The sequence below is a fragment of the Pseudomonas sp. DCA-1 genome (genome assembly GCF_046523955.1).
Taxonomy (GTDB): domain Bacteria; phylum Pseudomonadota; class Gammaproteobacteria; order Pseudomonadales; family Pseudomonadaceae; genus Aquipseudomonas; species Aquipseudomonas putida_Y.
Genome location: NZ_CP169881.1, coordinates 5,827,660 through 5,840,679 on the forward strand (window position 1 = coordinate 5,827,660; position 13,020 = coordinate 5,840,679).

General features: G+C 62.2%; 13 protein-coding genes and 1 pseudogene. 8 read left to right on the forward strand and 6 right to left on the reverse strand.

Annotation, left to right across the window (positions count from 1 at the left end):
* The 3 genes and pseudogenes from dut (at position 1) to argB (ending at position 2,904) form a co-directional block, all read left to right on the forward strand.
* Positions 1-456, forward strand: coding sequence for a dUTP diphosphatase (gene dut / locus ACE4QZ_RS27265; protein WP_021785242.1), 456 nt, complete (start codon positions 1-3; stop codon positions 454-456).
* Between the two features lie 144 nt (positions 457-600).
* A pseudogene (locus ACE4QZ_RS27270) lies at positions 601-1,968 on the forward strand (phosphomannomutase/phosphoglucomutase); the annotation flags it as partial.
* Positions 1,969-1,998: 30 nt separating this feature from the next.
* Positions 1,999-2,904 (forward strand): acetylglutamate kinase, encoded by a 906-nt coding sequence (gene argB, locus ACE4QZ_RS27275; protein WP_004575216.1) that lies wholly within the window; start codon positions 1,999-2,001, stop codon positions 2,902-2,904.
* A 180-nt stretch (positions 2,905-3,084) separates the two neighbouring features.
* On the opposite strand, the gene pyrE is transcribed toward argB, so the two are convergent.
* The gene (gene pyrE, locus ACE4QZ_RS27280) at positions 3,085-3,726 is read right to left on the reverse strand and encodes an orotate phosphoribosyltransferase (RefSeq protein ID WP_021785244.1); all 642 of its coding nucleotides are present in this window, start codon (positions 3,724-3,726) and stop codon (positions 3,085-3,087) included.
* A gap of 80 nt (positions 3,727-3,806) precedes the next feature.
* Between pyrE and ACE4QZ_RS27285 the strand changes: the two genes are divergently transcribed.
* Positions 3,807-4,586 carry an exodeoxyribonuclease III gene (locus ACE4QZ_RS27285; protein WP_003253401.1) on the forward strand — a complete coding sequence of 260 codons (780 nt, stop codon included), beginning with the start codon at positions 3,807-3,809 and terminating at the stop codon, positions 4,584-4,586.
* A 33-nt stretch (positions 4,587-4,619) separates the two neighbouring features.
* On the opposite strand, the gene ACE4QZ_RS27290 is transcribed toward ACE4QZ_RS27285, so the two are convergent.
* Entirely contained in the window at positions 4,620-4,988 is a 369-nt protein-coding gene (locus ACE4QZ_RS27290) for a DUF4870 domain-containing protein (protein WP_021785245.1), read from the reverse strand.
* Between the two features lie 23 nt (positions 4,989-5,011).
* Positions 5,012-5,734, reverse strand: a complete 723-nt coding sequence (gene rph / locus ACE4QZ_RS27295) for a ribonuclease PH (protein ID WP_021785246.1) — start codon at positions 5,732-5,734, stop codon at positions 5,012-5,014.
* 228 nt (positions 5,735-5,962) lie between these two features.
* Here rph and ACE4QZ_RS27300 point away from each other — a divergent pair, with 228 nt between their 5' ends.
* Both ACE4QZ_RS27300 and gmk read left to right on the forward strand, forming a co-directional pair.
* Entirely contained in the window at positions 5,963-6,826 is an 864-nt protein-coding gene (locus tag ACE4QZ_RS27300; protein ID WP_021785247.1) for a YicC/YloC family endoribonuclease, read from the forward strand.
* 13 nt (positions 6,827-6,839) lie between these two features.
* Entirely contained in the window at positions 6,840-7,460 is a 621-nt protein-coding gene (gmk, locus tag ACE4QZ_RS27305) for a guanylate kinase (RefSeq protein ID WP_021785248.1), read from the forward strand.
* 132 nt (positions 7,461-7,592) lie between these two features.
* Here gmk and ACE4QZ_RS27310 read toward each other — a convergent pair whose 3' ends face one another.
* From ACE4QZ_RS27310 to ACE4QZ_RS27320, 3 genes are all read right to left on the reverse strand, one after another.
* The gene (locus ACE4QZ_RS27310; RefSeq protein WP_021785249.1) at positions 7,593-9,134 is read right to left on the reverse strand and encodes an APC family permease; all 1,542 of its coding nucleotides are present in this window, start codon (positions 9,132-9,134) and stop codon (positions 7,593-7,595) included.
* A gap of 119 nt (positions 9,135-9,253) precedes the next feature.
* Complete coding sequence (locus tag ACE4QZ_RS27315; protein WP_021785250.1) at positions 9,254-10,021, reverse strand: gamma-glutamyl-gamma-aminobutyrate hydrolase family protein; 768 nt, start codon at positions 10,019-10,021, stop codon at positions 9,254-9,256.
* A 4-nt stretch (positions 10,022-10,025) separates the two neighbouring features.
* Positions 10,026-11,408 (reverse strand): glutamine synthetase family protein, encoded by a 1,383-nt coding sequence (locus ACE4QZ_RS27320; RefSeq protein ID WP_021785251.1) that lies wholly within the window; start codon positions 11,406-11,408, stop codon positions 10,026-10,028.
* A 205-nt stretch (positions 11,409-11,613) separates the two neighbouring features.
* Between ACE4QZ_RS27320 and ACE4QZ_RS27325 the strand changes: the two genes are divergently transcribed.
* Both ACE4QZ_RS27325 and rpoZ read left to right on the forward strand, forming a co-directional pair.
* Positions 11,614-12,486 (forward strand): LysR family transcriptional regulator, encoded by an 873-nt coding sequence (locus ACE4QZ_RS27325; RefSeq protein WP_021785252.1) that lies wholly within the window; start codon positions 11,614-11,616, stop codon positions 12,484-12,486.
* 240 nt (positions 12,487-12,726) lie between these two features.
* Entirely contained in the window at positions 12,727-12,990 is a 264-nt protein-coding gene (gene rpoZ / locus ACE4QZ_RS27330; protein WP_003253383.1) for a DNA-directed RNA polymerase subunit omega, read from the forward strand.
* The last annotated feature ends 30 nt before the right edge of the window (positions 12,991-13,020 follow it).

Below are 13,020 nucleotides of genomic sequence, written 5' to 3' on the forward strand. Positions count from 1 at the left end.
ATGCACGCTCTTCAAGCCAAGATCCTCGACCCACGCCTGGGCAGCGAATTCCCGCTACCCGCGTACGCCACCCCCGGCTCCGCCGGCCTCGACCTGCGCGCCCTGCTCAAGGAAGACACCATCCTCGAACCGGGCCAGACCATCCTGATTCCTACCGGCCTGTCGATCTACATCGGCGACCCGGGCCTGGCGGCAGTCATCCTGCCGCGCTCAGGCCTGGGCCATAAGCACGGCATCGTGCTGGGCAACCTGGTCGGCCTGATCGATTCGGACTACCAGGGCGAGCTGATGGTGTCGTGCTGGAACCGCGGCAACACGCCGTTCACCATCGCGGTTGGCGAGCGCATCGCCCAGCTGGTGCTGGTACCGGTGGTACAGGCTCACTTCGACATCGTCGAAGCGTTCGACGAAAGCCAGCGTGGCGCTGGCGGCTTCGGTCACTCCGGTAGCCACTGAGCCGGCAAATGACCGTTCAGGCCAAGGATGGCGAACTCTCTGGCGAAACCACCGTCCAAGCGTTCAGTTTGCGCCAGCCCAGAAAGCCTTTGACTAATGGAGTTTCCAGAGATGAACGACATGGCCCACCTGGTCCCCGCCGCATTGCCCGACAGCATTTTCCGCGCTTATGACATACGCGGCGTGGTCGGCAAGACCCTTCACGCCGAAACCGCCTACTGGATCGGCCGCGCCATCGGCGCACAAAGCCTGGCCCAGGGCGAACCGCAGGTTTCGGTAGGGCGCGATGGCCGCCTGTCAGGCCCGATGCTGGTGGAACAGCTGATCAAAGGCCTGGTCGATGCGGGCTGCCATGTCAGCGACGTCGGCCTGGTGCCCACCCCGGCGCTGTACTACGCCGCCAACGTGCTGGCCGGCAAGTCTGGTGTGATGCTGACCGGCAGCCATAACCCGTCGGACTACAACGGTTTCAAGATCGTCATCGCCGGTGACACCCTGGCCAACGAACAGATCCAGGCCCTGCTGACCCGCCTGAAAACCAACGACCTGACGCTGGCCCAGGGCCGCGTGGAAAAGGTCGAGATCCTCGACCGCTACTTCCAGCAGATCGTCGGCGACGTGAAGCTGGCGAAAAAGCTCAAGGTGGTGGTGGACTGCGGCAACGGCGCCGCCGGTGTGATTGCACCGCAATTGATCGAAGCCCTGGGCTGCGAGGTGATCCCGCTGTTCTGCGAGGTCGACGGCAACTTCCCCAACCACCACCCGGACCCGGGCAAGCCAGAGAACCTCGAAGACCTGATCGCCAAGGTCAAGAAAACCGGTGCCGATATCGGCCTGGCCTTCGACGGTGACGGCGACCGCGTCGGCGTGGTGACCAACACCGGCAGCATCGTCTACCCCGACCGCCTGCTGATGCTGTTTGCCCAGGATGTGCTGTCGCGCAACCCGGGCGCCGAGATCATCTTCGACGTCAAATGCACCCGCCGTCTGACTCCGCTGATCGAACAGCACGGTGGCCGCGCCTTGATGTGGAAAACCGGCCATTCGCTGATCAAGAAAAAGATGAAGCAGACCGGTTCGCTGCTGGCAGGCGAGATGAGCGGTCACATCTTCATCAAGGAACGCTGGTACGGTTTTGACGACGGCATCTACAGCGCCGCGCGCCTGCTGGAGATCCTCAGCAAGACCGAGCAGAGCGCCGAAAACCTGTTTGCCGCCTTCCCGAACGATATTTCCACGCCGGAAATCAATATTGATGTGACCGACGAGGGTAAATTCAGCATCATTGATGCACTGCAACGCGATGCCGACTGGGGCGAAGCCAACCTGACCACCATCGACGGTGTGCGGGTCGACTACGCCCACGGCTGGGGCCTGGTTCGTGCATCCAACACCACGCCGGTGCTGGTGCTGCGTTTCGAGGCCGACAGCGACGCCGAGTTACAACGTATCAAGGATGTTTTCCGCACCCAGTTGCTGCGGGTAGAGCCTGAGCTGCAACTGCCGTTCTGACCGACTATCTGTTCCTTACAGGAGCCCTGCATGACCCTCGATCGCGATGCCGCTTCCCATGTAGCCGAGGTTTTGTCCGAAGCACTGCCTTACATTCGCCGCTTTGTCGGCAAGACCCTGGTGATCAAGTACGGCGGCAACGCGATGGAGAGCGAGGAGCTCAAGACGGGCTTCGCCCGTGACATCGTGCTGATGAAGGCTGTGGGCATCAACCCGGTGGTGGTCCACGGCGGTGGCCCGCAGATCGGTGACCTGCTCAAGCGCCTGTCGATCGAAAGCCACTTCATCGACGGCATGCGCGTCACCGATTCGGCGACAATGGACGTTGTCGAGATGGTGCTGGGCGGCCAGGTCAACAAAGACATCGTCAACCTGATCAACCGCCACGGCGGCAGCGCCATCGGCCTGACCGGCAAGGACGCGGAGCTGATTCGCGCCCGCAAGCTGACTGTCAGCCGCCAGACGCCCGAGATGACCACTCCGGAAATTATCGACATCGGCCACGTGGGCGAAGTGGTGAGCGTGAACACCGACCTGCTGAACATGCTGGTGAAGGGCGATTTCATTCCAGTGATCGCGCCGATCGGCGTGGGCGCCAATGGTGAGTCGTACAACATCAACGCCGACCTGGTGGCAGGCAAGGTGGCCGAGGCGTTGAAAGCCGAGAAGCTGATGCTGCTGACCAACATCGCCGGCCTGATGGACAAGCAGGGCCAGGTGCTGACTGGCCTGACCACCGAGCAGGTCAACGAACTGATCGCTGACGGCACCATCTATGGCGGCATGCTGCCGAAGATCAAGTGCGCGCTGGATGCGGTGCAGGGCGGCGTGAACAGCTCGCACATCATCGATGGCCGCGTGCCGAATGCGGTGCTGCTGGAGATTTTCACCGACAGCGGCGTGGGCACCCTGATTACCAACCGCAAGCCACGCTGAGTGATTGGCTAGCCTGCACCGGCCTCTTCGCGGGTAAACCCGCTCCCACAGGGGATAGCACCGCCTTTGAGGGCTGTGGAGATCCGGTGGGAGCGGGTTCACCCGCGAAAGGGCCGGAACAGGTGACACAAAAAAGGCGACCTTCATGTGAAGGTCGCCTTTTTCATTTCCAGGCCAGGATCAAATCCCGTACTGCGCCCGATAGGCCTCTACAGCCGGCAGATGCTGTTTCAGCTCTGGGTCATCAGCCAGGAACTCCAGCACCTGGGTCAGCGAAACGATGCTGACCACCGGGATACCGAAGTCGCGTTCCACTTCCTGGATCGCCGACAGTTCGCCATTGCCACGCTCTTCACGGTTCAGCGCGATCAGTACACCGGCGGCCTTGGCCTGCTGGGCGTTAATGATCTGCATGACCTCGCGAATGGCGGTACCGGCAGTAATCACGTCGTCGATGATCAGCACGTCACCGGCCAGCGGCGCGCCGACCAGGCTGCCACCTTCGCCATGGTCCTTGGCTTCCTTGCGGTTGAAGCACCATGGCACGTCGAGCTGATGCTGATCGGCAAGGGCTACGGCGGTAGTCGCCGCCAAAGGGATACCCTTGTAGGCCGGGCCGAACAGCACATCGAACGGGATCTTGCTGTCGACGATGGCGGCGGCGTAGCAACGCCCCAGCTCAGCCAGTGCGGAGCCGGTGTTGAACAAGCCGGCATTGAAGAAATACGGGCTGGTACGCCCCGATTTCAGGGTGAATTCACCGAAACGCAGTACCCCGCGATCGATGGCAAAACGGATAAAGTCGCGCTGATACGGCTGCATGAATAGTCCCGGACACCACGGATTTAGCTAAATGGGTTGAGCTCGGGTATCATACACGCACGAGATTTATGGGGCCATTTATGCGGATCATCAGTGTGAACGTAAATGGCATTCAGGCTGCGGCCGAGCGTGGTTTGCTCAGCTGGCTGCAAGCCCAGAATGCCGACGTCATCTGCCTTCAGGATACCCGCGCCTCGGCCTTTGAACTCGACGACCCAGCTTTCCAGCTCGATGGCTATTTCCTTTATGCCTGCGACGCGGAGGTGCCTGCCCAAGGTGGTGTGGCCCTTTACTCGCGCATGCAGCCCAAGGCAGTCATCACCGGCCTGGGCTTCGAGACAGCCGACCGCTACGGGCGTTACCTGCAAGCAGATTTCGACAAAGTCAGTATTGCCAGCCTGCTGCTGCCTTCGGGCATGAACGGCGACGAAGACTTGAACCAGAAGTTCAAGTTGATGGACGACTTCGCCAAGTACCTGGACAAGCAGCGTCGCAAGCGTCGCGAATACATCTATTGCGGCTCGTTCTACGTGGCGCAGCAGAAGCTCGACATCAAGAACTGGCGTGACAGCCAGCAGTCGCCGGGCTTCCTGGCGCCAGAACGCGCCTGGATGGATGCAATCACTGGCGAGATGGGGTATGTCGATGCCTTGCGCGAAGTCAGCCGTGAAGGTGACCAGTACAGCTGGTGGCCGGACAACGAGCAGGCCGAGATGCTCAACCTGGGGTATCGGTTCGACTACCAGATCCTCACTCCAGGCCTGCGCCGCTTCGTGCGCAACGCCCGCCTGCCGCGTCAGCCACGCTTCTCCCAGCATGCGCCGCTGATCGTCGACTATGACTGGACGCTGACCATCTAAAAGACCATTGGGGCTGCATTGCGGCCCCAATGGTTATTTGATCGGCCGCCAGATCATCGGGTAGCGATAAGGCTTGCCCTCATTCGCCCGCACCGCCGCGATGATGATCAGGATCATCACGGCCACTGCGAGCATGGCAAACAGCACCAGCCCGATGACCACGAACATCAGCAGGAAGCAGATGAGCCCTGCAATGGTCACGCTGATCTGAAAGTTCAGCGCCTCTTTGCCCTGGGCGTCGATAAAAGGGTCTTGCTCGCGCTTGAGGTGCCATAGCACCAGCGGGCCCAGCAGGTGGCCAAGCGGCACTACCAGGCCCAGAAGCGCGGAGAGGTGGCAGAGCATCGCCCATTGCCGCACTTCGGCATTGGGCGGGGGGACCGACAGGTTCGAATCGCTCATGCCCCGCACCTCCTGGGCTGGCTTCAGTCAGCCAGTGCCGCCTGCTGCAGCTCGAAGATCTCGTCCATGCCCTTCTGCGCCAGAGCGAGCATGGCGTTGAAATCTTCCGGCTGGAACGGTGCGCCTTCGGCAGTACCCTGCACTTCGATGAAGCCACCGGCGCTGGTCATGACCACATTCAGGTCGGTTTCGGCTGCGGAGTCTTCCAGGTAGTCGAGGTCCAGCACCGCTTCGCCCTGGTACATGCCGACAGATACGGCTGCGATCATGTGCTTGAGCGGGTTGCCGCCCTTGAGGCCGCCGCGCTTCTTGATCACTGCCAAAGCGTCGCACAAGGCGACCATGGCGCCGGTAATGGACGCGGTGCGGGTACCGCCATCGGCCTGGATCACGTCGCAATCGACGTAAAGGGTGATATCACCGAGCTTGCTCATGTCCAGCGCGGCGCGCAGCGAACGGCCGATCAGGCGCTGGATTTCCAGGGTGCGGCCACCCTGCTTGCCACGGCTGGCTTCACGCTGGTTACGTTCGCCGGTTGAGCGCGGCAGCATGCCGTACTCGGCGGTCAGCCAGCCTTGGCCCTGGCCTTTGAGGAAGCGCGGTACACCGTTTTCAACGCTGACCGTGCAGATGACTTTGGTGTCACCGAACTCGACCAGTACCGACCCTTCGGCGTGCTTGGTGTAGTTGCGGGTGATGCGGATCGAGCGGAGCTGATCGGCAACGCGACCACTTGGACGTTTCATCTGGGATACCTGTACTGGGACTTTGAATCTGCCGAGCATTATAGAGCCCGTAGCCCAGGGAAGACATGCCTATTGTCGCGCCCGGCACAGCCCGTCGCCTTTTCCTACCCCAGTAGCCACCCGTCGGTAACATAGGTGGATTGGGCGCCACGGCGACACTGCGCTACAATCCTGCGCCTTGCAGCCGAGAGGCTCCCACCGTTCATTCATCTACGCGAGGTACTCCCCATGGTGCACAGCATGACCGCTTTTGCTCGTGTCGAGCGCGCCGGCAGCCAAGGCACCCTGGTATGGGAGCTGCGCTCGGTCAACCACCGTTACCTGGAGCCGCACCTGCGCCTGCCCGAGGCCCTGCGCGACCTCGAAGGCGGCGTACGTGAAGGCCTGCGCCAGGGCCTGTCACGCGGCAAGGTGGAATGCACCTTGCGCCTCAACGAAGACAGCAACGGCAAACCGCTGAAGGTGGACCATGAGCGCGCCGCGCAACTGGTTGCCGCCGCCGAGGAAGTGGCCGGCCTGATCAAGCAGCCGGCCCCCTTGAACCCGCTTGAAGTGCTGTCATGGCCAGGCGTACTGGTGGCCGACACCAGCGACCCACAGGCACTGAATGCCGAAGCCATGGCGCTGTTCGACGAAGCCCTGGCCGAACTCAAGGCCGGGCGCCAGCGCGAAGGCCTGGAACTGGCCCGGCTGATCAACGAACGCCTGGACAACATGGCCAGCGAAGTCTCTACCCTGCGCGCCCTGGTGCCGCAGATGCTGGCGGCGCAGCGGCAGAAGATTCTCGACCGCTTCGGCGACATGCAAGCCGAGCTCGACCCGCAGCGCCTGGAGCAGGAGATGGTCCTGCTGGCCCAGAAAAGCGACGTGGCAGAGGAGCTCGACCGCCTCAGCACCCACGTCACCGAAGTACGCCGGGTGCTCAAGGGTGGCGGTGCCGCTGGCCGGCGCCTGGACTTCCTGATGCAGGAACTCAACCGCGAGGCCAACACTCTCGGCTCCAAGGCCTTCGACCCACGCAGCACGCAAGCGGCGGTCAACCTGAAGGTATTGATCGAACAGATGCGTGAACAAGTACAGAACATCGAGTAAGGCCACCCCGACCATGAACCACAGCAGCGGCACCCTCTACATCGTTTCGGCCCCTTCGGGCGCCGGCAAGACCAGCCTGGTCACCGCCCTGACCAAGGACGACCAGCAGATCCGCGTCTCGGTCTCGCACACTACCCGCGCCATGCGCCCGGGCGAGCAGCACGGGGTGAACTATCACTTCGTCGTCCACGAGGAATTCAAGGCGCTGATCGCGCAAGGTGACTTTCTGGAGCATGCCGAAGTGTTCGGCAACTTCTACGGTACTTCGCGCAGCGCGTTGCAGCAGACCCTGGACCAGGGCTACGACCTGATCCTGGAAATCGACTGGCAAGGTGCCCAGCAAGTGCGCAGGCTGATGCCGCAGGCGCTGTCGGTGTTCATCCTGCCTCCAAGCCAGGAGGCGCTTCGCCAGCGCCTGGACGGACGCGGGCAGGACAGCGAAGAGATCATCGCCGGGCGCATGAAGGAAGCGGTCAGCGAGATGGTGCACTACGACGAGTATGACTACGTGATCATCAATGATGATTTCGACGCGGCGCTGGCAGACTTGAAAGCGGTGTTCCGCTCGAATCGGCTGCTGTTGAAGAAGCAGCAGCAGCGTCATGCGGCGCTGCTGAAGCAAATGATCGGCTAAAGATCGATGGGGGCTGCATTGCAGCCCTTCGCGGGCACGCCCGCTCCCACGGGTTAATCACTGACTTGAGGCTTGTGCCGTACCTGTGGGAGCGCGCATGCCCGCGAAGGGCCGCAAAGCGGCCCCAATGATTTATTCCTGCAGAGGCAAGGTAGCCTGCTGCCGCAGGGTAGCCCCGAGGAAGTACGCCGGCGCACGCATGCGCGACAGGATCATCAGCCCGACACCAAGCACCGAGATGATCGCGGCAATCACGAACACCAGCCCCACCCCACCCACATGCGAGCCGCTGCCGAAGTCCGGCGAGGCGCTGTCGATGGCGGTACGCACGAAGATCACCGACAAGATCACCCCGCCCACCAGCGGGCACAGGCCGCGCATGATGAAGTGGCGCAGGCTGTCGAACAGGCTGTCGCGGAAATACCAGACGCAGGCAAACGCGGTCAGCGAATAATAGAAGCAGATCATCATGCCCAGCGCAGTGATGGTGTCTGCCAGTACGTTCTCGCTCAGCGTACGCATGGTCACGTAGAACAGGCCTGCGGCCACGCCAGCACAGATGGTGGCATAGCGTGGCGTTTGCGAGCGTGGACATACGCTGGCGAACTTCTGCGGTACCGCACCGTAATAACCCATGGCCAACAGGGTGCGCGCCGGCGCCACGAAGGTGGACTGCAGCGACGCCGCCGTACTGGCCAGCACGGCGATGGACATCAGAATCGCCAGCGGCCCCATGACCGGGCCGGCCAGGTGGGCAAAAACGTTCTCCTGGATGCGCGGGTTGTTCAGGCCAAGACCCGTCTCGCTGATACCGGCGAACTGCAGGGTCGCGATGGCGGTGAACAGGTACAGGCCGAGAATCAACATCACGGTCCAGGTAGCGGCCTTGCCCGGCACCTCTTCGCTGCCCACCGATTCTTCACTGACGGTCAGGCAAGTGTCCCAGCCCCAGAAGATGAAGATCGACAATGACAGGCCAGCGGCAAAGGCCGAAAACGACTCGACACCGAAGGGGTTGAACCAGGCGAAATCGAACGCCAGCGGTGGCGGCGCGGTGGTGCCGCCGAACGCGGCGAAAGCAAAGCCGACCAACACCAGCAACTGCAGGGCCACCAAGCCGTACTGCACAGTCATTGTAGTGGCGATACCCCGACAGCAGATCCACACTGCCAAGCCAATGAACACGCAACAGGTAATGATGTTGATCAACAGGTTGTCGGCCAACGCCGCCAGTTCGTGCTTGCCGGTGATCTGCCCAAGGAACAGGTAGAAGAAGTCCACCGCCACCCCTGCCAGGTTCGACAGCACGATCGTGGTGGCAACCACCAGTCCCCAGCCGCCGATCCAGCCGATCATGGGGCCGAATGCACGCGCCGACCAGGTAAACGAAGTACCGCTGTCAGGCTCCGCCGAGTTCAGCTCGCGATAGCCCAGCGCCACCAGCAGCATCGGCAGGAAGCCCACGATGAACACGGCAGGCAGGTGGGCACCCACCTCTCGCACGGTAGGGCCAAGGGCGCCGGTCAGGGTATAGACCGGGGCGATGGTGGAAATGCCCAGCACCACGCTGGCCAGCAGGCCCAAGCGGCCCTTGGCCAGGCCTTTGCTGCGCTGAGTGCTGCCCGCGTCGGCCGCCACATCGGGTGGGCGACCGGCTTCTGTGTAATTGCTCATGAGTATTTGCCGTAGATTTTGGAATTGTTTTCACAAGCCTTGAGTACAAGGCTCGCTTTCACTCATTGAAAGCTTGCTATCGGGGACGAGTCATCCGAGACCTTCGGCTGACGTCAGAATCATTCCTGCCGTGAGCCCTCCCGTACTGCGTAGGCAATGCAGGCCTCGCGAAACGCCTGAAACAGACGCAGCGAGACCGGGTTTTCGTTGAAGCGCCATTCCGGGTGCCACTGCACGCCGAGCACAAAGCCCGGCGCCGCCGGCATGGACACCGCCTCGATCAGGCCATCCGGGGCCCGCGCCTCAACGCGCAGGCCAGGGGCCAGACGGTCGATGCCCTGACTGTGCAGCGAATTGACCTCGAACTGCGCCGCCAGGCCCAGGCGCTCGAACAACCCGCCAGGCTCGATACTGACCGAGTGACGAGGGCTGTATTGCACCGCCAGGGGGGCGTCCTCAGGTTCGCGGTGGTCAAGGTAGCCAGGCAGTTCCTGCACACGCTGGTGCAGGCTGCCGCCAAGAGCTACGTTCAGTTCCTGGTAGCCACGGCAGATGCAGAATACGGGCACACCGGCGGCAATGGCTGCCTGCAACAGCGGCAGGGTCAGGCGATCACGCGCCAGATCATGCCGGGTACCCGCCACACTGGGGGCGCCATTGTAATGATGCGGCTCGATATTTGAAGGCGAGCCGGTAAAAACAATGCCATGCAGGCGAGCCAACAGCGCTTGGGTGTCGCTGCCGCCATCACGGGCCGGCAAGATCAGCGGCAAGCCGGCAAAGCCGGCCGCCTCGACATATTTGTCGCCGACCGTGTGCGATGAGTTCTTCCCTACCTGCTGGCGGCAGGCGCTGACACCGATCAAGGGGACCGCATTTGCGCTCATGGGCTTACACCGTGTGCAGGTACCAGTTGTACTCGAGGTCGGAAATCGACACTTCGAACTCGGCCAGTTCGCTTTCCTTGCAGGCCACGAAGATATCGATGTAGTCCGGGCTGATGTATTGGTTGAGGACTTCGCTGTCATCCAGCGCGCGAAGGGCATCGCGCAGGTTGTTCGGCAGGCTTTGCTCCAGCTGTTCGTAGGAGTTGCCTTCGATCGGCGCCTCAGGCTCGACCTTGTTGGTCAGGCCGTGGTGAACCCCGGCAAGAATCGCTGCGAGCATCAGGTACGGGTTGGCATCGGCGCCTGCTACACGGTGTTCAAGGCGCACATTGTCGCTGCTGTCGGTGGGCACGCGTACGGCCACGGTGCGGTTGTCCAGGCCCCAGCTCGGCGCATTGGGCACGTAGAACTGCGCGCCGAAGCGGCGATAGGAGTTGATGTTGGGGCAAAGGAAGGCCATCGACGCCGGCATGGTTTCCAGCACGCCACCGATGGCGTGGCGCAGCGTATCGCTTTGCAGAGGATCGTCACTGGCGAAGATGTTCTTGCCGGTTTTCTTGTCCAGCAATGAAATGTGCACATGCAGGCCGTTGCCTGCCTGGCCCGGGTAGGGCTTGGCCATGAAGGTGGTGTCCATTTCATGGTCGTAGGCGATGTTCTTGATCAGGCGCTTGAGCAGGATCGCATAGTCGCAGGCCTTCAGCGGATCAGCCACGTGGTGCAAGTTGACCTCGAACTGCGCCGGTGCGCTTTCCTTGACGATGGCGTCAGCGGGCAGGCCCTGCTCCTTGGCCGCTTCGAGCATGTCCTGCAAGCAGTCGGCGTACTCGTCGAGGTCGTCGATCAGGTACACCTGGGTTGAATGCGGGCGCTTGCCGGAGATCGGCGAGCGCGGCGGCTGCGGGCGGCCGTTGAGGTTGTCCTGGTCGATCAGGTAGAACTCCAGTTCGAAAGCGGCGCAAATATCCAGGCCCAGGTCGTCGAACTTGCTCACCACCTGGCGCAACACTTCACGCGGGTCGGCGAAGAACGGCTGGCCATCCAGTTCGTGCATGGTCATCAGCAGCTGGGCGGTGGGGCGCTTCTGCCACGGCTCGTCCGACAGCGTGCCGGGGATCGGGAAACAGATGCGGTCGGCGTCGCCGATGTCCAGGCCAAGGCCGGTGCTTTCGACAGTGGATCCGTTGATATCAAGGGCGAACAGCGATGCGGGCAGGTTGATGCCCTTCTCGTACACCTTGTGCAGGCTGGCCCGCTCGATGCGCTTGCCACGTACCACGCCATTCATGTCGGAGATCAGCAGGTCTACGTACTGCGTGTCCGGATGGGCCTGGAGGAAGTCATTCATCTCGCTGGAAGAACTGGCGCACGGGGTTACCGACGTCATGGTGTACATCCTTTGATGTGCTGCGGCGATGTGGGGATACGGCTGGCGCCTCACGGGCGACGATGGTTGCAGCTGTTGTTGTTTTCACTTTCCCATCGTGGGGACTGGTTACCCGACCGGGCGCATTGATTCCGGGGGGCCGTTTCACTATAAAATGGCCCAGACGCAACAGACATTGGCAATTTGGCAAGCAGAGCGTGCATCAATGCAATATCAGATTACCCACGCCGACCTCTCTCTGGTCCTGGCACTGGAACGTGGCCGCTCGCTGGCCAAAGCCGCCGAACTGCTCAAAGTCGACGTTTCGACCGTGTTCCGCTCGATCCGCCGATTGGAGTCGGCGCTGGGCACCGCCTTGTTCGTCAAGAGCCGAAAGGGCTATCTGCCGACTGACACCGCCCAGGCCTTGGCCGAACAGGCCGAACGTGCCGAGCAGGCGCTCGAAGCGGCGCGCATTGCCATGACCAGTGGCGAGCAAGTGGTCAGCGGCACGGTGCGCCTGACCTGCACCGAGGCGGTGATGCACAGCCTGTTGCTGCCGGCGCTGGCCGAGTTCATGCCCAACTACCCGGCCTTGTCGCTGGAGATGGGCACCTCCAACACCTTCGCCAACCTTAGCCGGCGCGACGCCGATATTGCCCTGCGCCTGACCAACACGCCACCGGAGCACCTGGTGGGCCGCAACCTGGGCTCCACCTCCTATGTAGTCTGCGGCCACCCACAGTGGCGCGAGCGCCTGAGCGAGTCGCCTGCCAGCGTGCCGTGGATCGCACCTGACGACTCGATGCAGGACCACCCTACGGTGGTCTGGCGCAACCAACAATACCCGGGCCTGAGCCCGCGCTACCAGTGCAGCAGCATGTCGACCATCGCCCAACTGGTCACGGCCGGCCTGGGCGTGGCAGCTCTGCCGGATTACATGGTGCATGCGCTGCCCGGGGTGGATGCACTGAGCGGCCCCCTGGCCGGCTGCGACACCCAGTTGTGGCTGCTGACCCGGCCGGATTGCCGGGCGTTGCGCTCGGTGCAGACCCTGTTCGAAGAGCTGACCCCGCGGTTGCGTGACGCGATGCTCTGAGGTTATCGTCAAGCTCATGCACTGAGGGTGTCTGTTCCGGCTCTTTCGCGGGTAAACCCGCCGCTACAAGCTACGCGGTCCCTGTAGGAGCGGGTTCACCCGCGAAGAAGGCATCGCAGGGTTTGCAGGTACCGCCCGGCAAAACAGCGCTTCCCTATTGGCTGGTGAATTTTTATACTATCGAGTCCGCCTGCCCACTAATGGGCTGCACGCCCACCGCAATTGCTACTGAGGAAGACCATGGCCCGCGTAACTGTTGAAGACTGCCTGGAACACGTGGATAACCGCTTTGAGCTGGTCATGCTCTCGACCAAGCGCGCTCGCCAGCTGGCGACCGGCGGCAAAGAGCCACGCGTTGCGTGGGAAAACGACAAGCCAACCGTTGTTGCCCTGCGTGAAATTGCTGAAGGCATCGTCACCAACGAGTTCATCGCTGCTGAAGAGATCGTCACCGAGGATCCGGTGTTCGCCGCGTTCGAGGACGAGAACAACGAGGCTGTCTGATTGATGCCAGGTCGACGTCGTACGGCGCAA